This is a genomic window from Nonomuraea sp. NPDC051941 (assembly GCF_044593615.1).
The window spans coordinates 119,345-141,839 of record NZ_JBIUCF010000026.1; the positions used below are offsets into that span (position 1 = coordinate 119,345).

At 69.9% G+C, this 22,495-nt stretch carries 18 protein-coding genes and 1 pseudogene; 7 read left to right on the forward strand and 12 right to left on the reverse strand.

The genetic code is table 11. The features are described 5' to 3' along the window. The first annotated feature begins 20 nt into the window (after positions 1–20). From ACIHFD_RS37075 to ACIHFD_RS37085, 3 genes are all read left to right on the forward strand, one after another. Complete coding sequence (locus ACIHFD_RS37075; protein WP_350727196.1) at positions 21–1,112, forward strand: ATP-binding protein; 1,092 nt, start codon at positions 21–23, stop codon at positions 1,110–1,112. Positions 1,113–1,242: 130 nt separating this feature from the next. Next, the gene (pheS, locus tag ACIHFD_RS37080; RefSeq protein WP_355198588.1) at positions 1,243–2,292 is read left to right on the forward strand and encodes a phenylalanine--tRNA ligase subunit alpha; all 1,050 of its coding nucleotides are present in this window, start codon (positions 1,243–1,245) and stop codon (positions 2,290–2,292) included. Next, positions 2,292–4,847 carry a phenylalanine--tRNA ligase subunit beta gene (locus ACIHFD_RS37085; RefSeq protein ID WP_397370955.1) on the forward strand — a complete coding sequence of 852 codons (2,556 nt, stop codon included), beginning with the start codon at positions 2,292–2,294 and terminating at the stop codon, positions 4,845–4,847. Before pheS ends, ACIHFD_RS37085 begins: the two co-directional genes overlap by 1 nt. Positions 4,848–4,890: 43 nt before the next feature. Here the strand turns inward: ACIHFD_RS37085 and ACIHFD_RS37090 are convergent, their stop codons facing one another. Next, positions 4,891–5,490 carry a Uma2 family endonuclease gene (locus ACIHFD_RS37090; RefSeq protein WP_397370956.1) on the reverse strand — a complete coding sequence of 200 codons (600 nt, stop codon included), beginning with the start codon at positions 5,488–5,490 and terminating at the stop codon, positions 4,891–4,893. A gap of 24 nt (positions 5,491–5,514) precedes the next feature. On the opposite strand from ACIHFD_RS37090, the gene ACIHFD_RS37095 reads away from it, so the two are divergent. Next, positions 5,515–5,748, forward strand: coding sequence for a hypothetical protein (locus ACIHFD_RS37095; RefSeq protein WP_397370957.1), 234 nt, complete (start codon positions 5,515–5,517; stop codon positions 5,746–5,748). 6 nt (positions 5,749–5,754) lie between these two features. Here ACIHFD_RS37095 and ACIHFD_RS37100 read toward each other — a convergent pair whose 3' ends face one another. Next, the gene (locus ACIHFD_RS37100) at positions 5,755–6,366 is read right to left on the reverse strand and encodes a Uma2 family endonuclease (RefSeq protein WP_397370958.1); all 612 of its coding nucleotides are present in this window, start codon (positions 6,364–6,366) and stop codon (positions 5,755–5,757) included. A 97-nt stretch (positions 6,367–6,463) separates the two neighbouring features. Between ACIHFD_RS37100 and ACIHFD_RS37105 the strand changes: the two are divergent. Further along, positions 6,464–6,976: pseudogene (locus ACIHFD_RS37105) on the forward strand (metallophosphoesterase family protein); the annotation flags it as partial. 228 nt (positions 6,977–7,204) lie between these two features. Here ACIHFD_RS37105 and ACIHFD_RS37110 read toward each other — a convergent pair. The 5 genes from ACIHFD_RS37110 to ACIHFD_RS37130 all read right to left on the reverse strand — a co-directional run bounded on the left by ACIHFD_RS37110 (position 7,205) and on the right by ACIHFD_RS37130 (position 11,876). After that, positions 7,205–8,494 (reverse strand): MFS transporter, encoded by a 1,290-nt coding sequence (locus tag ACIHFD_RS37110; protein ID WP_397370959.1) that lies wholly within the window; start codon positions 8,492–8,494, stop codon positions 7,205–7,207. Positions 8,495–8,636: 142 nt separating this feature from the next. Further along, positions 8,637–8,990, reverse strand: a complete 354-nt coding sequence (locus ACIHFD_RS37115; protein ID WP_225963469.1) for a nuclear transport factor 2 family protein — start codon at positions 8,988–8,990, stop codon at positions 8,637–8,639. A gap of 22 nt (positions 8,991–9,012) precedes the next feature. Next, positions 9,013–9,423 (reverse strand): hypothetical protein, encoded by a 411-nt coding sequence (locus ACIHFD_RS37120; RefSeq protein ID WP_350727203.1) that lies wholly within the window; start codon positions 9,421–9,423, stop codon positions 9,013–9,015. A gap of 195 nt (positions 9,424–9,618) precedes the next feature. Continuing rightward, positions 9,619–11,280, reverse strand: coding sequence for a class I adenylate-forming enzyme family protein (locus ACIHFD_RS37125; RefSeq protein WP_397370960.1), 1,662 nt, complete (start codon positions 11,278–11,280; stop codon positions 9,619–9,621). Positions 11,281–11,369: 89 nt separating this feature from the next. Continuing rightward, on the reverse strand, positions 11,370–11,876 hold the full coding sequence (locus ACIHFD_RS37130) for a cupin domain-containing protein (protein WP_397370961.1): 507 nt from the start codon (positions 11,874–11,876) through the stop codon (positions 11,370–11,372). A 208-nt stretch (positions 11,877–12,084) separates the two neighbouring features. On the opposite strand from ACIHFD_RS37130, the gene ACIHFD_RS37135 reads away from it, so the two are divergent. Next, the gene (locus tag ACIHFD_RS37135; RefSeq protein ID WP_397370962.1) at positions 12,085–13,749 is read left to right on the forward strand and encodes an endo-1,4-beta-xylanase; all 1,665 of its coding nucleotides are present in this window, start codon (positions 12,085–12,087) and stop codon (positions 13,747–13,749) included. A 460-nt stretch (positions 13,750–14,209) separates the two neighbouring features. Here the strand turns inward: ACIHFD_RS37135 and ACIHFD_RS37140 are convergent, their stop codons facing one another. From ACIHFD_RS37140 to ACIHFD_RS37155, 4 genes are read right to left on the reverse strand one after another with little or no spacing between them, the layout of a single operon-like run. Continuing rightward, positions 14,210–14,815, reverse strand: a complete 606-nt coding sequence (locus ACIHFD_RS37140; RefSeq protein WP_363972061.1) for a VOC family protein — start codon at positions 14,813–14,815, stop codon at positions 14,210–14,212. A gap of 39 nt (positions 14,816–14,854) precedes the next feature. Further along, the gene (locus tag ACIHFD_RS37145; protein ID WP_397370963.1) at positions 14,855–15,676 is read right to left on the reverse strand and encodes a carbohydrate ABC transporter permease; all 822 of its coding nucleotides are present in this window, start codon (positions 15,674–15,676) and stop codon (positions 14,855–14,857) included. Then, positions 15,673–16,587: a sugar ABC transporter permease gene (locus ACIHFD_RS37150; protein WP_364257514.1), complete on the reverse strand. Its 915-nt coding sequence runs from the start codon at positions 16,585–16,587 to the stop codon at positions 15,673–15,675. The genes ACIHFD_RS37145 and ACIHFD_RS37150 overlap by 4 nt, the downstream gene beginning before the upstream one ends. Next, positions 16,584–17,942 (reverse strand): extracellular solute-binding protein, encoded by a 1,359-nt coding sequence (locus ACIHFD_RS37155; protein ID WP_397370964.1) that lies wholly within the window; start codon positions 17,940–17,942, stop codon positions 16,584–16,586. The genes ACIHFD_RS37150 and ACIHFD_RS37155 overlap by 4 nt, the downstream gene beginning before the upstream one ends. Positions 17,943–18,020: 78 nt before the next feature. Between ACIHFD_RS37155 and ACIHFD_RS37160 the strand changes: the two genes are divergently transcribed. Next, complete coding sequence (locus ACIHFD_RS37160; RefSeq protein WP_397370965.1) at positions 18,021–19,202, forward strand: ROK family transcriptional regulator; 1,182 nt, start codon at positions 18,021–18,023, stop codon at positions 19,200–19,202. Here ACIHFD_RS37160 and ACIHFD_RS37165 read toward each other — a convergent pair. Beyond that, complete coding sequence (locus tag ACIHFD_RS37165; protein WP_397370966.1) at positions 19,199–22,186, reverse strand: alpha-mannosidase; 2,988 nt, start codon at positions 22,184–22,186, stop codon at positions 19,199–19,201. The two genes, ACIHFD_RS37160 and ACIHFD_RS37165, sit on opposite strands and share 4 nt — an antisense overlap. Positions 22,187–22,495 lie beyond the last annotated feature (309 nt).

The following is a 22,495-nucleotide window of genomic DNA, read 5'->3' on the forward strand; positions in this document are numbered from 1 at the left end:
TAGGCGGAGGGGGCGAGGTCGTGCACGGCGCAGACACCGACGGGCGAGTTGTGGCCGCCGCGTGCACGATAGCCATCGACGACCTTCCCGACGGCCTCATCGTGACCGACCGTGACGGCTGCGTGCTGGCCGTAAATCGGGCCGCCGCCCGGCTCACCGGCGTTCCCATGGAGCGCGCGGTCGGCAGGCACATGAACGACGTGTTCCCGTTCCGCGACCACGACGGGCGCGACTGGTGGAAGGCGCTCGACCCCGAGGGCGGGATGCGCATCAGGAGCAGGGCGCCGGAGCGGCCGCTGCACCTGCCCGGCGGCCAGGAGCTGTATGTCGCGGCCAGGCTCGTACGCGAGCCGGAGCGCGGCGGCGAGGTCGATCGCGTCACGATCACCCTGCGCGACGGAGGCGCCCGCGCCCGGCTGGAGCGCAGCCGCGCCGACCTGGTCTCGACCGTGGCCCACGAGCTGCGCTCGCCGCTGACCAGCGTCAAGGGCTTCACCGCGACCATGCTGGCCAAGTGGGAGCGCTTCACCGACGAGCAGAAGCGCGTCATGCTCGAGACCGTCAACAACGACGCCGACCGCGTCACCAGGCTCATCACCGAGCTGCTCGACGTCTCGCGCATCGAGTCGGGGCGGCTGGAGGTGCGCCGCCAGGTCGTCGACGTCCCCGCCAGGGTGCGCAGGCTCATCGCGGGCCGGGTCGCGGCGGGCGAGACCGAGGGGCGTTTTCGCCTGATCGTCGGCGACGACCTGCCGGAGATGTGGCTCGACCAGGACAAGATCGACCAGATCCTGGGTAACCTGGTGGAAAACGCGCTGCGCCACGGGCGCGGCACTGTGACAATTGAGATCGAGTCCGTCGGATGGGGAGTTGCCGTGTCGGTGCGCGATGAGGGCGAGGGCATCGAGCCCGAGCTGGCTCCGCGCGTCTTCAGGCAGTTCTGGCGAGGCGGCAACAGCCGTCGGCGCGGTGGCACCGGGCTCGGCCTCTTCATCGTCAAGGGCCTGGTCGAGGCGCACGGCGGCACGATCACCGTGCAGCGGGCGCCCGAGGGCGGGGCGGAGTTCCGATTTACCGTGCCCACCGGCACGCCCGACTTCGCCACCCCTTAGCGATCGAGTCGGCCCCGGTGGGCGGGCCCCACTAGACTCTTTTCCGCTCAAGCCCTGGATACGGAGCTCACTCTTGTCTGACTACGACCCCGTCGAGGTGACACCGTTGCATGCCGACGAGGTGTCCCGCATGGAGGCCGACGCCATCGCGGCGATCAAGGCGGCCGACAGCCTCGACGCACTCAAGCAGGCCCGGCTGGCGCACGCGGGCGACCGCTCGCCCATCGCCCTGGCCAACCGCGAGATCGGCGCCCTGCCGCCCGCCGCCCGCGCCGAGGCCGGCAAGCGCGTCGGCACCGCCCGTAGGGCGATCAACGAAGCGCTCGCCGCCCGCCAGGCCGAGCTCGAGGCCGAGCGCGACGCGCGGGTGCTCGTCGAGGAGACCGTCGACGTCACCCTGCCGTGGGACCGGCGGCCGCGCGGCGCCCGCCACCCGCTGACCACGCTGCAGGAGCGCATCGCCGATGCGTTCGTCGCCATGGGCTACGAAGTGGCCGAGGGCCCCGAGCTCGAAGGCGAGTGGTTCAACTTCGACGCGCTCAACATCGCCAAGGACCACCCGGCTCGCTCGGAGCACGACACGTTCTACGTGGCAGCGCCGGGCCACGCCGACTCCGGCATGGTGCTGCGCACGCAGACCTCGCCGGTGCAGATCCGCGCGCTGCTCCAGCGCGACCTGCCGGTCTACGTGATCTCGCCTGGCAAGACGTTCCGCACCGACGAGCTCGACGCGACCCACACCCCGGTCTTCCACCAGACCGAGGGGCTGGCCGTGGACGAGGGTCTGACGATGGCCCACCTCAAGGGCACGCTCGACCGGTTCGCGGAGGTGATGTTCGGCAAGGGCATCACGACCCGCTTCCGGCCCAACTACTTCCCGTTCACCGAGCCGTCCGCCGAGATGGACCTCAAGTGTTTCGTCTGCCGCGGCAGCTCGGCGATCCCCGGCAACCCGCCCTGCCGCACCTGCAAGTCGGAGGGCTGGATCGAGTGGGGCGGCTGCGGCATGGTCAACCCGCGCGTGCTCATCGCCTGCGGGGTCGATCCGTCGCGGTACTCCGGGTTCGCGTTCGGCATGGGCATCGAGCGGACGCTGATGTTCCGCCACAACGCCGAGGACATGCGTGACATGGTCGAGGGAGACGTGCGCTTCACGCTCCCGTTCGGAATGGAGATCTGATGAAGGTCCCGCTTTCCTGGCTGCGGGAGTATGTCGATCTCCCGGCGGTCACCGCCCACGAGGTGGCCGACAAGCTCACGGCCGCCGGGCTCAAGCTCGAGTCGATCAGCTCGCACGGCCACGACGTCAAGAACGTCGTCGTCGGCGAGGTGCTCGTGATCGAGGAGCTGTCCGGCTTCAAGAAGCCGATCCGGCACTGCAAGGTCGAGACCGGTGAGGCGACGCCGCGCGAGATCGTCTGCGGCGCCACCAACTTCGTCGCCGGCGACCGCGTGCCCGTCGTGCTGCCCGGCGGCGTACTGCCCGGCGGGTTCGAGGTCGGGGCGCGCAAGACGTACGGGCGCATGTCGGAGGGCATGATCTGCTCCGAGCGCGAGCTCGGGCTGAGCGACGACCACGGCGGCATCATGGTGCTGCCGGCCGACACCCCGATCGGCACCGACGTGGTCGAGCTGCTCGGACTGCGCGACGACGTGATCGAGCTGGAGATCACGCCCGACATCGGCTACGCGCTGTCGATCAGAGGCGTGGCCCGCGAGGTGGCGACCGGGTTCGGGGTGGCGTTCCGCGACCCCGCCGACGTCGACCTGCCCACCGAGACCGGCACGGCGTGGCCGGCGTCGATCGCCGACCCGACCGCGTGCGACAGGTTCGTGCTGCGCGAGGTCACCGGCTTCGACCCTGCCGCCCAGAGCCCGCTCTGGATGCGGATCCGCCTCACGCGCGCCGGCATGCGGTCCGTGTCGCTGGCCGTCGACATCACCAACTACCTGATGCTGGAGCTCGGGCAGCCTCTGCACGCGTTCGACCGCGGCAAGCTGCGCGGCGAGATCGTCGTGCGCCGCGCCGTCGCGGGCGAGCGGCTCGAGACGCTCGACCACGTCGTACGCGAGCTCGACCCCGACGACATCCTGATCACCGACCAGTCGGGGCCGATCTCGATGGCCGGCACCATGGGCGGGCTGGAGACCGAGATCTCCGACGCCTCGACCGACATCGTCATCGAGGCCGCCCACTTCTCCGCGACCGGCATCTCGCGCGAGTCGCGCAGGAACGGGCTGGTGTCGGAGTCGTCCAAGCGGTTCGAACGCGGTGTCGACCGGGAGCTGCCCCTCGTCGCCTCGTGGCGGGCCGTGCAGCTGCTGGCCGAGCTGGGCGGCGCGAGCATCCAGCCCGGGGTCACGCACGCCGAGGTCGAGGTGTCGCCCGCGCGCATCGCGATCCCGTCGAGCTATCCGGGCACCGTGGCCGGCGTCCCCTACTCCAAGGAGACCGTCGTCTCCCGGCTGCAGCAGGTCGGCTGCGTCGTGGTCGACGGCGACGACCCGGCCGTGCGCCAGGGCGGCGTCGACCCGACCGGGGTCGTGACCGGCGGCGCCCTGGCGGCCAAGCTGGCCGTCACCGGCGACGACATGATCACGGTGACGCCGCCGTCGTGGCGTCCTGACCTCACCGACCCCAACGACCTGGCCGAAGAGGTCATCCGGCTGGAGGGCTACGAGAGCCTGCCGTCGGTGCTGCCTTCCGCCCCCGCCGGGGCCGGGCTCACCGAGGGCCAGCGGCTGCGCCGCCGGGCCGGCCGGGCGCTGGCCGAGGGCGGCTACGTCGAGGTGCTCAGCTACCCGTTCATCAGCCCCGATGACTTCGACCGGCTGCTCCTGCCCGCCGACGACGCGCGCCGCCGTGCCATGCGGCTGGCCAACCCGATGTCGGAGGACGAGCCGCTGATGCGCACGACGCTGCTGCCGGGGCTGCTCAAGACCCTGGTACGCAACGCCGGGCGCGGGTTCTCGGACGTGGCGCTGTTCGAGATGGGGCCGGTTTACCGGCCGCGCGAGGGCGCTCCCGAGGTGGCGCCGGCGCTCGGGGTCGAGCGCCGGCCGACCGCCGAGGAGCTGGCCTCGATCGAGGCGGCGCTGCCCGACCAGCCGGTACGCGTCGCGGTGGTGCTGGCCGGCGAGTTCGAGCGGTCCGGCTGGTGGGGCAGCGGTCGCACCGCCTCCTGGGCCGACGCGGTGCAGGCCGCGCGGCTGGTCGCGGGCGAGGCGCGGCTGGAGCTGTCCATCAGCGCCGACCAGCACGAGCCCTGGCACCCCGGCCGGTGCGCCGCCCTCTACGTGGGCGACACGCTGGTGGGGCACGCCGGCGAGCTGCACCCGCGCGTCATCGAGGCGTACGGGCTGCCGCCGCGCACCTCGGCCATGGAGCTGGAGCTGTCACGCCTGGAGTCCGCCATGCCGGGTCCCGTTCAGACGCCGTCGGTGTCGGCCTACCCGGTGGCCACGCAGGACGTCGCGCTGATCGTGCCCGACTTCACGCCGGTGGCCGACGTGGAGGCCGCCCTGCGCGACGGGGCCGGCGAGCTGCTGGAGTCGATCCGGCTGTTCGACGTCTATGCGGGGGAGCAGGTGGGCGAGGGGAACAAGTCGCTCGCATACACGATGCGCTTCCGTGCCGCGGACCGGACGCTGACGGTGGAGGAGACCACGGCGGCGCGCGACGCGGCGGTGGCCATGGCGACCGACCGCGTGGGCGCTCAGCTCCGTAGCTCCTGAGCTGGGAAGGGGCCGGTACGGCGGAACGCCGCCGTTTCGGCCCCTATCGCGTTCTGCTCTTGCACAGCTTGGTGAGGTCGATGTCGATGTCGAAGGGGACCGGGATCTTCAGCCTGTCGTAGTGGACGCCCGTGGTGACGTAGACCTCTGTGACGGGATCGAGTGAGTAGACGTGGACGACCGGCTTGCCGTTGATCTCCTCGATCAGCCAGAAATGAGGGATCCCCGCCTCGGCGTAGAGGACGGGCTTGCGTTTTCTGTCGCGCTCCTCTGAGTCGGGTGAGACCACTTCAACAGCAAGGACCACGTCCTCGGCCTGGAAACACGTGACGTCAGGGCCGATCAGGGCGTCGGGCCCCAGGACGAAGAGGTCAGGCTCTGGACGCTGCCGGGGGGCTAGCTTGACGCTCATCCTCTGGACGACTTCGTGCTCGGTCGGCACGAGACCCTCCAGCTCGACATGCAGCCGGTGGATGACCAGCTGATGGAAGCGTCGTTGCGGACTTGCGAAGACCAGGTTTCCATCGATCAACTCTGTGTGTGCGGGTAAATCCGGGATGTGATCGAGGTCTTCTGCTACGAAGCCTTCCGGCGGCGGGACGACCCACTCGGGAAGCGATGTTGAAGGCGGCATGATGAGCATCACTCGCAAGGGGGGAGGAGGAAGATGAAGCATCTGCTGGTGTTCGCCGAGCGGGATGACGCCGAGGAGGTCGCGGAGACGCTCGGGGAGTGGTTCCCGGCGCTCGGGGTGCCGCGGGTGGTGCGGGAGACGCTGGCCGGGGAGGACGACGCCGAGGACGCGCAGTGGCTGGTCGTCGTCGAAGGGCTGGACGAGGGGGCGCTGGCCAAGGTGGATGAGCTGGTGGAGCGCTATGAGGGGTGGCGCGAGGCGGGCTGAGGGCGCTCAGAGCCGGTCGATCTCGGTGAGGTCGATGGCCAGATCGAAGGGGACGGTCACTTTGACGCACTCGCGGTGGATGCCGGTGGGGACATAGGAGCGGGTGGCGGGATCCAGTTCGTAGGCATAGACCACGGGCTTGTCCGGGTTCTTCTCGACTCGCCAGAAGTATTGGATCGCGGCTTCGGCGTAGAGCTGCGGTTTGCGGTGACGGTCGCGGACCTCGGACGCGGGAGTGACTACCTCTATCGCGAGAACCACATCTTGCGCCTGGTAGAAGGTCTCGTCGTCGTCGCGCACGGCCTTGGCCTTTATCACGATGAGGTCGGGCTCCGGGCGCTGGCCGGGGTCGAGAATGATGCTCATCTCGCGTCGCACCCGGAGGTCTTTCGGGGCGGCTTGACGTAGGGCGGCGACGAGCAGGTCGATCATCAGCGCGTGGAAGGATCCTCGGTGCCTCACGAAGACCAAGCTTCCATCAATCAACTCTGTGTGTGCGGGCAAATCTGGAATGTGATCGAGGTCTTCCGCGACGAACCCTCTCGGCGGAGGGAACACCCAGTCGGGCAGCGAGGGATGCCTCGTCGCCATCTCTTGGACCACTGCTTCGGCCGTCATGGGTCAACGCTAGCAATCTCACGCGCTCACGCTGTGTGAATGCGTGAATACGCGTCATGGGCCCACGGTTGCGGGTGCGGTGCGGGAGAGTGGCCGTATGCGTATCGCTGTGTTGTCCGACATCCATGGGGTGTTGCCCGCGCTCGAAGCCGTGCTGGCCGAGCCCGAGGTGGCCGGGGCCGATGTGATCGTCTTGACCGGGGACATGGCCGCCGGGCCGATGCCGGTGCAGACGCTGGACGTGCTCGTCTCGCTGGGGGAGCGGGCGTTATGGGTCAACGGGAATGCCGACAGGGAGCTGGTGGAGGCGGTGCGCGGGAAGGCCAGCCCCTATCCCGTGTCCCAGTGGGCGGCCGAGCAGCTGCGGGAGGATCAGGTCGAGCTGCTGGCCGGGTTGCCCGATCGGCAGGTGGTCGAGCTGGGGCGGCTGGAGACCACGTTGTTCGTGCACGCGACGCCGCGCAGCGACGAGGAGATGATCCTCGTGGACAGCTCGCTGGAGCGGTGGGCCGAGGTGCTGGCCGGGGAGAGCGCCGGCACCGTGGTGCTGGGCAACACGCACATGCCCTTCGTGCGGCTGGCCGATCGGGTGCTGGTCGTGAACCCCGGGTCGGTCGGCATGCCGTACGGGCAGAGCGGGGCGCATTGGGCGCTGCTGGACGGCGACACCGGCGCCGTGACCCTGCGCCGGACCCCGCTCGACGCCGCCCTGGTGGGGGAGCGGCTGGTGCGGGAGAGCGGGTTCGGCGGGATCGAGGAGTGGGTGGCCGACTACGTGACGAACGTCCACTCCGACGCCGAGGCGCTGCGGGTGTTCGCCAAGGCGGAAACCGGTGACCTAGACGGCGGCCTCCCTGCGGAGCTTCTCCGCCAGGGCGTGGTCGTCGGTCCTGGCGTCGTACGTGCGGAACGCCGGCAGCGCGGCGGCCAGGCCGAGCACGGCGCCCACGCACAGCAGGCCACCCGCGCCGAGGGAGAAGCGGGTGCCGCCGAAGTTGGCCATCAGGCTGGCGCGGGCGTTGCCCAGCATCGGGCCGGACGCGTACGACAGGAGTTCGATCCCGGCCAGCCGCCCGCGCAGCTCCGGCGGGATCGTCTGGTTCCACATCGTCATGCGGAAGATGCCGCTGATCATGTCGGCGGCGCCCGCGATGGCGAGGCAGACGAACAGCATCCAGACGTTGGGGGCCAGCGCCGACGCGGCGATCGCCACGCCCCAGAGGGTGGCCGCGATGATCACGCCCAGGCCCTGGCGATGTACGCGGGCCGCCCAGCCGCCGGTGATCGAGGCGGCCAGCGCGCCCACCGCCCCCGCCGAGTACAGCAGCCCCAGCGCCTGCGGGGAGTGCAGCTCGTCGGCCAGGAACGGGAAGAGCGACGTCCCCATCGCGAACACCATGGCCGCGATGTCCACCAGGTACGTGCCCATCAGGTCGGGGCGGCGCACCGCGTACCGCATGCCCTCGGCCAGCGACTTCAGCGACGCGGGGGCGGCGTCCTCGGCCGGCGGCAGCGACCTGATCCGCCACAGCAGCGCCATCGACACCACGAAGCTCAGCGTGTCGATGCCGTACGCCGCCGCCGGGCCGAAGGCGGTCACCAGCAGGCCGCCCAGCGCAGGGGCGACGATGGCGCCGAAGTTCCAGCGCATGCTCGACAGCACCGCCGCCGCGCCCTGCTGCTCGTGCTTGACCACCTGCTGGAACACGGCCTCCAGGCTGGGACGCTGCAGGCAGGAGATGCCCGTGGAGACGGCGCCCATCACGTACAGGACCCAGACCTGGGGGTCGGGGAGCATCGCGTTGACCATGAGCGCGCCCGTGGTGACCAGGAGGCCCAGCTCGCTCAGGACGATGATCTTGCGGCGGTCGAGCGCGTCGGCGATCGCGCCGCCCCACAGGCCGCACACCACCATCGGGACGAACTCCGCCAGGCTCACCAGGCCGACCGCCAGGTAGGAGTTCGTCAGCTCCTTCATCTGGTACGGCACCGCGACCATGGTGATGAACGTGCCGAACATCGTGATGACGCCGGAGGCGAAGAGGAGGCGGTAGTCGCGGGAGTCGCGCAGGGGGCTCAGGTCGATGGTGAAGTGACGCAGGAAGCGCTTCAGTCCGGTGGGCAGCACGAGCGTCAATTTTCCGGCTCGGGTGATGATCGGGGCAAATCGTTTTCGGCGGGCGGGGGCTGGTTTTGGTGTGGGGGAGTGGGCGGGGACGCGGAAGGCTCCCGCGAGGAGCGGGAGCCTTCGGCGGAAAGAGGAGGGAGGGTCAGGCGGCGGGGACCTTGTCGAGGAAGCCGAGGACCGTGCGGATCCGCCCGTCTTCGGCCAGCTCCACCACGTCGAACCCGACCGCGACCGCCTCCCCGCCCTCCGGGCCCAGGTGCCAGGTGAAACGGGCGATGTGGTGGTGGGCGTCGTACACCTCGCCCGGGGTGAACACCAGGCCGGGGAACATACCCTGGGCGCCCGCGATCACCGCGGCGATCGCGTCGTGGCCCTTCACGTCGGCCAGGGGGTCGGTGTACGTGCCGTCCTCGGTCCACAGCTCGGCCACGGCCTTGGCGCGGGCGTCGGCGTCGGTCTCGTTCCAGGCGGCGACGTAGCGCTCGATGAGGTTCATGATGGTCATTCCTTCTTTTTTGTCAGTTGTTGCGGGTCTTGCGGAGGCCGACGATCTGGAGTTCGGCGAACACGCCGACCACCAGGGCCTGGGCGATGGTCCAGATGGCGCCGATCGTGGTGAGATCGGCGGCGCCGGTGACGACGGCGGCGATGCTGCCGAGGGTCCAGACGATGTTCAGGGCGATCACGGCCCTGGTGGCGGCGGGGCTGATGGCGCGGCGGGTGGCGAGGAGGCCGACGGCGGCGCCGTACACCAGCAGGAAGACGCCGATGCCGCGCAGCAGGGCCGCGCCGGGGCCGAGCAGGTCGCTCACGGGGCCGGCGAAGGCGAGGTAGACCAGCCCGTTGCCGCCGGTGACGACGGCGTCGGCGGCCAGCGCGAGGCGCAGGAACTTCATCCGGTCGGCGGTGATGGTCAGGGCGGTGCTCATGTCTCGGGCTCCCTTGGTGGCGGTTTTTCGCGACACCTGAAAGATGTCAGCCGCCACGTAGGGGGCGCGATTACCCGCCACGTAAAGGGGACGGTCGAAAGCCCGTTCCACCTGCGGTAACGCTCATATTGTGACGGTGGTCACGCGAAAGCCTCCCGGCGAAAGCAAGGTGCCGGGAGGCCGGAAAGAGCGGGGTTACGCGCCCAGGATCTCCCTGCGCAGGTGGGTCTTGAGGATCTTGCCGCCGGGGTTGCGGGGCAGCTCGCCCTCCCGGAACCAGATGTGCGCCGGGATCTTGAACTTGGCGATCCGCTCCTTGAGGAACGACTGGAGGTCCTCGGCGGCGACCGAGGTGCCGGGCGCCAGGCGGATGACCGCGCCGACCTCCTCCCCGAGCTCCTCGTGCGGCACCCCGATCACGGCGGCGTCGTCGACCGCCGGGTGCTCGAACAGGGCCGCCTCCACCTCGGCGCAGTAGACGTTCTCGCCGCCCCTGATCACCATGTCCTTGGCCCGGTCCACGATGTAGACGAAGCCCTCTTCGTCGATCTTGGCCAGGTCGCCGGTGTGCAGCCAGCCGTGCACGAACGTCTCCGCCGTCGCCTCCGGCTTGTTCCAGTAGCCCAGGATGACGTTCGGGCCGCGTACGCACAGCTCGCCCACCTCGCCGGGCGGCAGTTCGGCGCCCATGGGGTCGACCACGCGCACGTCCACGACGGGCGAGGGCAGGCCGATGCTGTCGGGCTTGGCCTGGTAGTCGGCGCCGCCGTTGCCGATGGCCAGGGCGGTCGTCTCGGTCATGCCGTAGCCGTTGGAGGGGGCGCGGTTGGGGAGGTTGTGGGTGATGCGCTCCAGGAGCTTGGGCGGGGCGGGGGCGCCGCCGTACCCGAGGGTGGTCAGGGACGACAGGTCGTACTTGCCGAAGTCGGGGTGGGACATGAGCTGCCAGGCGTTCGTGGGCACGCCGATCATGGCGGTCACGCGCTCCCGCTCGATCAGCCGCAGCGCCTGCTCGGGGTCCCACTTGTACATGAGCACGAGGCCGCCGCCGGCGAACATCGTGGTGGTCAGGGCGGAGAAGCAGCCCGTGACGTGGAACAGGGGGACGGTCAGGAGCGTGACCCGGCGGGTGCCGGCCGCGGCCGCGACGTCCTTGCCCGCCATGGCCACCGCCCGCATGAGGCCGAAGGCGACGGTCATGGGGGACTGTCCCAGGTTGCGGTGGCTGCCCAGCGCCCCCTTGGGGCTGCCGGTCGTGCCGGAGGTGTAGAAGATCGTGGCGGGGTCCTCGGGGGCCAGCTCGACGGCGGGGAGCGTGACGTCGGCGGCGACCTCGCCCAGCACGTCGTCGAAGCCGCGCGCGCCCTCCGGGACCTCGCCCCGGGCGACGATCAGGGGGACGCCCGTCGCGGCGAGCCGGGCGGCGCGCTCGCCGTCCGCGATCAGCACCTTGGCTCCGGAGTCCCGCACGCCGTAGGCCAGCTCGGCCTCCGTCCACCAGGCATTGAGCGGTACGGCGACGGCCCCCGCCGCCAGCGCGGCCGACAGCGAGACGACCCATTCGGGGTAGTTGCGCATGGCCACGCCCACCCGGTCGCCCTTCCGCACCCCGTACTCCTCGACCAGGCGGTTGGCGAGGGTGGCCGCGCGGCGGAAATGGTCCTCGAACGTGATGTGCTCGTCCTCGTACACGAGGAAGACCTTCTCGCCGTGGAAGCGGCTCATCTCCAGCAGCGCGCGGAAGTGGGTGGGCGCGTGCTTCCAGGTGCGTATCCCGGTGTCGCCGATCTCCTCGATCTCGAACAGCTGACCGGGTCCGGTGAGCTGGGCCACGACCTGGGCGTGCGAAAGGGACATACACCGAACTCCCGGCTAGTGGACGATTGTTCTGGATAAATCACAGTACCGACCGGTAGGTACGTTGCGCTAGGTCGCCGGAAACGGGCTCAGCCGAGGCCGATGGGGGACAGTTGCTGGATGTCGTACCGGGTCCGCAGCTCGATGACGGCGGCCTGGTCGGGCGGCCCCGGGCGGGACAGCAGTTCGCCCAGCTCGCGCAGGTAGTGCTCATGGCCCGCCGGGGTGACGATGAAGAGCATCCGGGTGGGCGTGGCGCCGGGGTTGGCGAAGGCGTGGGGGCAGCCTGCGGGCACGTACATGAGGCTGCCGGGGCCGCCGCGCACCGTCCGGGCGCCGCCCTCCGACTCCCACGACTGCCAGGGCTCGCCGGTGATCTCCCGCGGCTGGAAGGCCAGCAGGTCCAGCTCGCCGTCGAGGATGTAGAACAGCTCCTCGGCGTGGTGATGGAAATGGGCGCCGACGTCGAAGCCCGGTGCGATCGTGTTCTCGAACACCGACCAGGTCTTCGAGTGCTCCGCCCCGACCTTCAGCGTCATCCCCATGGACCCGAGCGACTGCCCGGCGCCGGGGGGTAAGACGAGCCCGTCTGCCATTGGTCTGCCCTTCTATGAGGGTGATTGCTACCAATGTTCCTGAGGGCCCCGGCGGGAGCAAGGCTCATGAAAGTTTCATTTATTTTCCGATAGTTTCTATCGTTCAGCTGCTTGTTTAGTGGCCGTACGAGGCTGGCATTGACCCTCATCTCGCATGTCAATACCGTCTTCGATGCGATCCACCGGGATCGAAAGCTTTCGGAGGTAGATGTCCGTGCATTCGTCCTCGCCCGTCAGAGTCCTCCTCGCCCTCGTGGGGATGCTCGCAGCCTTCCTCCTGCCGGCCGGCCCGGCCCACGCCTCCGCGCCCTTACGCACCCACGCGGCGGCCAAGGGCAAGTTCATCGGGGCGGCGCTCGCGACCGGCCCGCTCGCCAACGAGAGCGCCTACCGCAACATCGCCGCCACCGAGTTCAGCCAGGTCACCGCCGAGAACGCGATGAAGTGGGACTCGACCGAGCCCAGCCAGGGCCAGTTCAACTTCTCCGGCGCCGACGCCATCGTCAACTTCGCCACCCAGAACAACCAGCAGGTCCACGGCCACACGCTCGTCTGGCACAACCAGACCCCGGGCTGGGTGCAGAGCCTGAGCGCCACCGCCATGCGCAGCGCCATGCAGAACCACATCAGCCAGGTCGTCGGCCACTACGCCGGCAACCCGACCGTCGTCTCCTGGGACGTGGTCAACGAGGTCTTCGACGACAGCGGCAACCTGCGCACGTCGTTCTGGTACAACACGCTGGGCCAGAGCTACATCGCCGACGCCTTCCGGGCCGCCCGCGCCGCCGACCCCGACGCCCGGCTGTGCATCAACGACTACAACACCGAGGGGATCAACGCCAAGAGCACCGCGATCTACAACCTGGTCTCGTCGCTGCGCCAGCAGGGCGTGCCCGTCGACTGCGTCGGCTTCCAGACGCACCTCGCGATCCAGTACGGCTTCCCGAACGACTTCCAGCAGAACCTCCAGCGCTTCGCCGCCCTCGGCGTCCAGGTCCGCATCACCGAGCTGGACGTGCGCATGGTGATGCCCAGGGACGCCACCAAGGACGCCACGCAGGCCACCTACTACCGCAACGTCGTCAACGCCTGCCTGGCTGTGACCGCCTGCGCCGGCGTGACGATCTGGGGCTTCACCGACAAGTACTCCTGGGTGCCCGACACGTTCTCCGGGCAGGGCGCGGCCCTGATCTACGACGAGAGCTACCAGCAGAAGCCGTCGTACACCGCCGTGCACGACGCGCTGGCCGGCGGCACGACCACCGACCCCACCCCGCCGACCACGCCGGGCACGCCCTCGGCGGGCAACGTCACCTCGAACTCGGCCTCGCTCACCTGGACCGCCTCGACCGACAGCGGCGGGAGCGGGCTCGCCGGGTACGACGTCTACCGCGAGCAGGGCGCGACCGACCAGCTCCTCGGCCAGTCTGCGACCAACTCGATCTCGCTCACCGGGCTCAGCCCCTCGACCCAGTACCAGGTGTACGTCCGGGCCCGCGACGGGGCGGGGAACGTCTCGGCGAACTCCGCCCTCGGCACCTTCACCACCACGGCCGGCCCCGGCGGCGGCGGCTGCACGGCCGCCGGGACCGTGCAGACCCAGTGGGCCACCGGGTACGTCGTCCAGCCCGTGACCGTCACCAACACCGGGACCTCCGCCATCACCGGCTGGACCGTCACCTTCACCCTGCCCGCCGGGCACACGCTGACCGGCTCGTGGAACGCGACCCTCACCGTCAGCGGGCAGAGCGTCACCGCCAAGAACCTCGCCTACAACGGCAACCTGGCCCCGAACGCCAGTACCACCTTCGGTTTCCAGGTCAGCCGGCCGAGCGGCAACACGCAGACGCCCTCCGGCTACACCTGCGCATAGGCCCGATCTCCCGGGCCTTCACGACCTGCCGGTTTTCTGACCGGCAGGTCGTGGCGCGCCTGTGGATTGAAATTTACTTTCACACTCGGAGAACCACGTGAAGCCTACTTGCAGATTGGGAGACCCTCATGCACCGTGGAACCAAGATTAAGAAAGGAGGGACGGTGCAGGTCAGGGGCCCGATTTGGGGGGGAGGTGAAACCTGCGATGTGCGATCCATCGGGCTTTGGGACCACGATCGTGCAAGAGCTCGGACGCATAGTCCGGGATGCGATCAAGTCAACACCCCGGACCGTACGGTTTCTCGTCATACTTGCCGCCGTTGTCATAGCGATCGGCGCTACCACAGCCATGATCGACTAAACGGCCGCCGCATGTAGTGGCATACATGCGAACTGAGGTCAGGCTAACGTGGGGCAGGTCAAGCGTCGACCTCCCCCACGTGATGCCTTCATGAAGCTCATGGATCCAGCGTGATCCCCTCACGCCTGAGGTCCTCGACGATGCCGTCCACCAGGCGCGTGGCCACCGTCCGCCGCAGCCGCCCCTCCTCCCGCAGCTCCCGTACGGCGGGGACCGGGTCGGGGTCGGCGAACAGGCGCTCGTCGGAGTAGTCCACCGGCCGGCCGGTCGGATCGACGGTCCACCAGGAGGCCTCGAGCGCGATCCCGTTCGGGTCGCTGAAGTAGATCGACCGCAGGAAGCCGTGGTCGATGACGTCGGTGACCTCGCAGCCGTGCGCCTTGAGCCGGTCGCGCAGCCGGTTGAGCGCGTCCTCGTCCGGCAGGTGCAGCGACAGGTGGTCGAACTGCGCCGCCTTGGGGTAGGGCACGCCGGCGGGCTTGGCGAAGCTGTCGAGCGGCTGGTCGGTGTACTCGAAGAAGGCGACGGTGTTACCCGGCGCCACCTCGAAGAAGTAGTGCTTGAACGCGGGGACGGCAAGGGTGGTGACGAGGCGGGCGTCGAGCACGCCGTGCCAGAAGCGCACGGTGGCGTCCATGTCCGCGGTCACCAGGGCGAGGTGGTGCACGCCGCGCCAGTGCACCGTGTCCGGGGTCGCAGCCATGCGTCAACCGTACGCCTTTCAACTACCTCTGGTAAGCCGTCAGCCCTTCACCGAGCCGGCGAAGCTGAAGGAACTGGCCAGGTATTTGTTGACGGCCACGTAGAGGACCACTGCCGGCGCCGTGTAGAGGATCGAGAAGGCGGCCAGCTGACCGTAGGCCACCTGCCCGTACTGGGAGAAGAACGTGTAGACGGTGACCGCCGCCGGCTGTTTCTCCGGGGTGTCCAGCAGGACGAAGGGGGCGAAGAAGTTCCCCCACTGGCCGACGAAGACGAAGATGGCGACCACGGCTATCCCCGGGGCCATCAGCGGGCCCACCACCGTCGTCAGCGAGCGGAACCAGCCGGCCCCGTCCACCCAGGCGGCCTCCTCCAGGTTCACCGGCACGCCGTCCATGAAGTTCTTCATCATCCAGATCGAGAACGGCAGCGAGCTCGCCGTCAGGAACAGCACCATGGCCGGCACGGAGCCGTACAGGTTGAAGCGGAAGAACATCGCGTAGACCGGCACGAGGATCGCCGTCACCGGCAGGCCCGTGGTGAACAGGAGGCTCAGCATGAAGTGGCGGCGGTAGCGGAGCTGGTAGCGCGACAGCGGGTACGCGGCCAGCCCCGCCACCAGGACCGTCAGCACCGCCGTCGAGCCCGAGATGACGATCGAGTTGATCAGGGGCAGGATGATCGTGTCCCAGGTCAGGACGGCCTTGAAGTTGTCCAGCGAGAAGGAGAGCGTCGGCTTGGCGGCCAGGCTCGCCTCGGACTGGACCGAGGCGAGCAGGACCCAGAGGAACGGGCCCAGGAAGGCCAGCGTGATCAGCGCCAGCGAGAGCAGGGCGGCGGCGCGGCCGGCGAGCCTCGTCATGCGTCCTCCACCTTGATCAGGCGCAGGTAGACCAGCGAGAACAGCGCGCCGATCACCAGCATGACCAGCGCGATCGCCGAGCCGTAGCCGATCTCGAAGTAGCGGAACGCCTGCTCGTACATGTACAGCGGCGTCGTCTGGCTTTCCGTGCCCGGGCCGCCGCCCGTCAGGGCGTAGATGAGGCCGAAGCTGGCCAGGGTCTGCAGCGTGATCAGCATGAGGTTGGCCATGATGGAGCGGCGGATCAGCGGCAGCGTGATGTGCAGGAGCCGGCGACCGGGGCCCGCGCCGTCCACGGCGGCGGCCTCCACCAGGTCGGCGGGCACCTCGGAGAGCGCGGCCGAGTAGACGAGCATGGAGAAGGCCGTGCCGCGCCAGATGTTCGCCAGGATCACCGCCAGCATCGGAGCCGTGTAGAGCCACTCCTGGGAGAGGCCCAGGACCCTGTTGAGGGTGCCCTCCTCGGCCAGGAACGAGAACCAGCAGGCCGCGGCCACGACCTCCGGCACCACCCAGGCGGCGATCACCACGCCGTTGACGACGCTGCGGGTCACCCGGCCACGGCCGCGCTGGAGGAGCGCGATGATCAGGCCGAGGGTGTTCTGGCCGATGACCGCCGAGCCGATGACGAAGACGAACGTCAGGAGGAACGAGTTCAGGAAGTTCGGGTCGCCGAAGAGCTTGACGAAGTTGGCCACGCCGACGAACCGCGAGTGAACCGAGGCCGAGCCCGTCAACGTCTCGTTGGTGAAGGCTATGTAGACGCTCCACAGGATCGGCCCCGCCAGGAAGAGCGCGAGCAGGACCAGGGCGGGGCCCAGGGGCAGGAGCCAGCGCATGGCGTTCCGCCGTGACGAGCCGCGTACCGGGCGGCTCGTCACGGGCGGAGGTGGGGCGGTGACGATCGTCATCGCGACATGACCTTGTCGGGTCCGCCGACCGCGGCCGGGAGCGCCTTGGCGTAGTTCGCGGTGGCCTCCTCAGGGGTCCGCGAGCCGGTCACGACCGCCTCCATGGCCTCCTGGACCTGGGTGGACACCTTCGGGTACACCTCGTACGCGGGCCGGTAGTGGGTGACGGAGGCCAGGTCGGTCCAGAACTTGACGCTCGGGTTGTCGGCGCTGTACTTCGGGTCGGCGGCCACGTCCTTGCGGGCGGCCAGGTCACCCGTGCCGACCGAGTACGCCATCGAGTTCTCCTTGTTCGTGGCCGTGGTGATGAAGTCGAACGCCTCCTGCTTGTGCTTGGTGTACGCGCTCATCGCCATGACCCAGCCGCCCGACATGCTGACCGCGCCCGGCGCCTCGCCGTTCTGCGTCGGCATGGGCGTCCAGCCGATCTTCTCCGTCCACTCGGGCCACGGCTTGGTCCCGGTGGGCCTCCAGGCCGAGTTCGCCCAGGCCCCGTCGAGGGAGATGCCGAGCTTGGCCTCGGGGAACCACTCCATGGTCACCTTGTCGCCGAGCTTGGCGTTGTGGGCGTCGGCCTGCTTCGGGCCCAGCTCCTCCCGGAAGACGGTGTTGACGAAGGTCAGGGCGTCGGTGAAGTTCTTGCCGCCGGCCACCCACTTCTTCTGCGCGTCGTCGTACAGGGTGCCGCCCGGCGTGCCGTACAGGAGCATCTCGAAGCCCTGCATGGTCGACGCCTCGCCGTGGATCTTCGTGGCGTACATGCTGAACGGGACGACGCCGGGCAGCTTCTGCTTGATCGTGCGGGCCGCCGTGAGCACGTCGTTCCAGGTCTTCGGCTCCCACGGGACCGGCAGGCCGGCCTTGGCGAAGACGTCCTTCTGGTACCAGAGGCCGCGCGTGTCCGTGCTGATCGGCACGCCGTAGATCTTGCCGTCGCCGCCCTTGGCGGCCTGCTTGACCGAGTCGGGGAACTGGGTGCTCCAGTCGGGCCACTTGGCCAGGTAGTCGTCGAGCGGGGCCAGCTTGCCGGCCGCGACGTCCGCGTTGACCTGGAACGTGTCGTGGTAGTAGAGGTCCGGGGCCGAGTCGGGGGAGCGGTTGAGCAGCGCCAGCTTCGTGTAGTACGCCTCGTTGTTGCCCTGGACGGCCGTGAGCTTGATCTTGACGCCCGGGTGGGCGGACTCGTACTGCTGCTTCGCGGCGGCGAGCATCTTCTCCAGGTACGGCCACGTCGTCTCGACCTTGTAGAGGACCTCGAGTTCCTTGGCGCCTGAGGCGTTCTGCGGGGTGCCGCCGCCGCACCCGGCGACGGCGGTCAGGAGAAGGAGGAGAGAACCGGCCAGCGTACGTTTCATCACGCGCTCCCCGTGTTTCCTTGGGTTTGCGGAGAACGTAAATCTATTTGATTTACTAAGTCAACACTCTGTGGTGACATGGCTCACATGCGACTGGGCACGAACCTGCCCAAGGTGGGGAGCTACAACCGGGCCGTGGTCCTGGAGGCGATCCAGGCGTCCGACGGCATCAGCAGGGTGCAGATCGCCGCCCGCACCCGGCTGACCGCGCAGACCGTGTCCGTGATCGTGCGCCGGCTGCTGGAGGAGGGGCTCGTCGTCGAGGACGGGTCCGTGCCGTCGGGCGGGGGCAAGCCGCGCACGATCCTGCGCGTGGACCCGGACGCCGGCTACGCGATCGGGGTGCACTTCGACCCCGAGGAGATCTCGTGCGTGCTGGCCGATCTGGCCGGGCGGCCGGTCGAGCGGCTGCGCAGGCCCGTACGGCCCGGCCTGGAGCCCGAGGCGGTGATCCGGCAGATGGCCAGGGCCGCGCGGCGGATCCTGCGGGAGGCGGGGGTGGCGGACGGCAAGGTGCTCGGGGTGGGGCTGGCCTGCCCGGGGCCGCTGGACGGGGACGGGGTGATGGTCTCGCCGCCCAGGCTGCCCGCGTGGGACCAGGTGCCGATCAAGGCGCTGCTGCACGAGCACACACGGTTCCCGGTGACCGTGGACAACGACGCCACCGCCGCGGCGATCGGGGAGCGGTGGGCCGGGATCGCGCGGACCACGCCGAGCTTCGCCTACCTGTACCTGGGGACGGGCATCGGTGGCGGGATATTTCTGGATAACCAGGTATATCGGGGGCGGTCGCTCAACGCGGCCGAGTTCGGGCACATCACGCTCGAGCCCGACGGGCCCGAGTGCTACTGCGGCAACCGCGGCTGCGTGGAGGCGGTCTGCTGCCCGAGCGCCATCGAGGCCGCCATGGGCGGGCGCGTCTCCCACAAGGCCGTCTGCGCGGCCGCCGCCAAGGGGGAGCCCGAGGCGCGGCGGGTGATCGAACGGGTGGCGGAGCGGCTGGCCGACGCCGCCGTGAGCGTGGTGAACATGCTGGACATCGACCTGCTCGTACTCGGCGGGCCCGCGCTCAGGGAGGTGGGGGAGCTCTACCGCGAGGTCATCGCGCGGGCCGTGTCCACCAGGACGCTGGCCAGGCGGCTGCACGCCGTCCGCGTGGAGACCTCGCCGATCGCGGCCGACGCCGCCGCGATCGGCGCGGCCTCACTGGTCTTCCACGCCACGTACGCGCCCCGCCTGGGCGCCCTCCTCAGCGGCTAGGCCCGCTTCAGCCGGAGCGTGACCAGCTCGAACGGGCGCAGCGACACCGACAGCCCCTGCCCCGGCGCGCCCGTGGGGCGCTCCAGCAGGTCGGTGGCGACGACCTCGGCGACGGGGAAGCCCGGCGTCAGCGTGGCGCGGGCCCGGCCGCCCCTCGACTCGTGGAAGCGTACGATCACGTCGCCGCTCCCGTCGTCGGCCAGCTTGACGGCGGTCACCACGACGGCGTCGTCGTCCACCGTGACCAGCGGCTCCACCTCCGCCGCCGCGCCGGCCACCAGGCGCTCGGGCAGGTTGACGAAGTAGCCCTCGCGCACCGCGTCGCCGATCGTCGCACCCGGCACCAGCGCGTGCCGGAAGCGGTGCACGCCCTGGTCGGTTTCCGGGTCGGGGAAGCGCGGGGCCCGCAGCAGCGAGACGCGCACGGTGGTGGTCGTGCCCGAGTCCGGGCGGACGGCCCGGGTGACGTCGTGGCCGTACGTCGAGTCGTTGACCAGCGCGACGCCCCAGCCCGGCTCCTCCACGTGCACGAAGCGGTGGTTGCACGCCTCGAACTTGGCCGCCTCCCAGCTCGTGTTGGTGTGCGTGGCGCGGTAGGCGTGGCCGTACTGGCTCTCGGAGGCGTACCGGTCGGCGCGCACGTCCAGCGGGAACGCCAGCTTGAGGAACTTCTCCGTCTCGTGCCAGTCGACCTCGGTGAGGATGTCGAGCCGCCCGCCGGCCAGCGTGAGCACCTGCGTCACCGTGGAGGACCCGAACGAGCGCCGGACCCGGACCCCGTCGCCGTCGAGGCTCACCTCGTCGGCGTCCACGAGGTCGGTGACCGTGTTGCGGTAGAACTCGTCCACGTCCCAGGCGTCCCACTTGTTGGGGAAGTCGGGGTGGAGCTGGAGAAGGTTCGCCGCCTGGCCGGGCGGGACGGTCTCCCGGCCCGCCGTCAGATCGCGGGCGGACACGACCAGGCCGCGGGCGTCGATCTCCACCCTGAGCAGGTCGTTCTCCAGGACGAAACCGCCGCCGTCGCGCTCGCGCGTCTCCGTCCACCGCGCGCCGGAGACGGCCCGGGCGCCTCCTGCGGGCACGCCGTGGCGGGTGTGCGGGGCGCCGTTGAAGACCACCCCGCGATCGCCGTCGCCGGCCAGGGCGCGCTGCGCGGTGTCGATGATCTCGTTCAGCTCCGCGGCCACCGCCTCGTACGTCCGGCGCGCCTCCCGGTGCACCCACGCGATCGACGAGCCCGGCAGGATGTCGTGGAACTGGTGCAGCAGCACCGTCTTCCAGATCCGGTCGAGCCGCTCGTACGGGTACGAGGCCCCGGCGCGCACGGCCGCGGTGGCCGCCCAGAGCTCGGCCTCCCGCAGCAGCGACTCGCTGCGCCGGTTGCCCTGCTTGGTCTTGGCCTGGCTGGTGAGCGTGGCGCGGTGCAGCTCGAGGTAGAGCTCGCCCACCCAGACCGGCGGGTTCGGATACTCGGCCTCGGCCTTGGCGAAGAAGTGCGCGGGCGGCTCCCACGTGACGGCGGGCGAGCCCTCCAGGTCGCGCACCCTGGCCGCCTTGGCGACCATCTCGCGCGTCGTGCCGCCGCCCCCGTCGCCCCAGCCCGTCGGCGCGAGCGAGTGCCGCGCGACGCCCTTGTCCTTGAAGTTGCGGGCCGCGTGCGCCAGCTCGCGGCCGGTCATCGAGCAGTTGTAGGTGTCCACCGGCGGGAAGTGCGTGAAGATCCGCGTCCCGTCGATGCCCTCCCACAGGAACGTGTGGTGCGGGAACGTGTTCGTCTGGCTCCACGAGATCTTCTGCGTGAGCAGCCGCTTCGACCCGGCCGCCTTGATGATCTGCGGCAGCCCCGCCGCGAACCCGAACGTGTCCGGCAGCCACACCTCCTCGTTGTCGATGCCGAACTCGTCGATGAAGAACCGCTTGCCGTGCACGAACTGCCGGGCCATCGCCTCGGAGCCGGGCATGTTCGTGTCGGACTCCACCCACATGCCGCCCGTCGGGACGAACCGGCCCGCGGCCACCGCCTTGGTCACCTTCGCCCACACCTCGGGGCGGTGCTCCTTGATCCACGCCCACTGCTGCGCCTGCGACATCGCGAACACGAAGTCCGGCTCGTCCTCCAGCAGGGCGGTCATGTTCGAGGCGGTGCGGGCCACCTTGCGCACGGTCTCGCGCAGCGGCCACAGCCAGGCCGAGTCGATGTGCGCGTGGCCGACGGCGCTGATCCGGTGCGCCGAGGGCACCGCCGGGGACGACAGCACGCCGGTCAGCTCGGCCCGGGCGGCGGCCGCCGTGCCGTTGACGTCCTGGAGATCGACGGCGTCCAGCGCCCGCTCCAGGGCCCGCAGCAGCTCCCAGCGGCGGGTGCCGTCGGCCGGCAGCTCCAGCATCAGCTCGCCGAGCACCTCCAGGTCCATCACGAGCTGCCACACGGTCTCGTCGAAGACGGCCAGGTCCATGCGGGCCAGCCGGTACAGCGGGTCGCCGCCGGCCGTCTCCCTGTCGCCCAGGTGCGTCGGCCGGAAGGCCGGGTAGCCGAGGATGACGGGGTTGGAGGCGGCCTCGACGTGCAGGCGCACCCGCTCGCCGCCCTCGACGGGGGAGCCGATGCGTACCCACTGGTTGCGGGGGTTGAGGCCCTTCACCGGGGAGCCGTCGGGGCGGTAGACCAGGCCCTCGCTCTGGAAGCCCGGCATGTTCTCGTTGAAGCCCAGGTCGAGGATGGCCTCCACGGTCCTGCCCGCCCATTCGGCGGGCACCGTGCCGGTGACCGTGAACCAGCTCGTGCCCCAAGGAGCGCCCCACGCGGTGCCGGTCGCGATCGGCTCGGGCGTCGCCGCCAGCCCCTCCGCGACCGGTACGGGCTCGCCCGGCGCGTGCCAGACCGCCACCTCCAGCGGGACGGACTCGGGATACACGGCCGGGCGGATGCGCTCGTCCAGCACCCGCTGCAGGCGGGCCTCGACCAGGTTGCGGTCATCATGCATGTCAGGCGGCTCCCCACGGAAAGGCGACAGATCAGCCTTTAGCACGTTAAGCAACTTGATCGCGCCCGGCAATGCACCAACCCCATCACCTCAGCGCGGGCCGCCGCACGCCGTTACCGGCGTGGCCGGGCTTCCTCGATCCCTCCCCTCTCCATAAGACCCCGGCCGAAGTGCGGCCCGCACTCCGGCCGGGGATCCCTTGGGTGCGCCATCGGGTGGCGGCAGCGCGGGAGGACGGTGGCGGATTCCCGACAAGTCGGGATCTGGCCACACCAACCTCATAGACAACGTCCATCCGGATGACTAGTA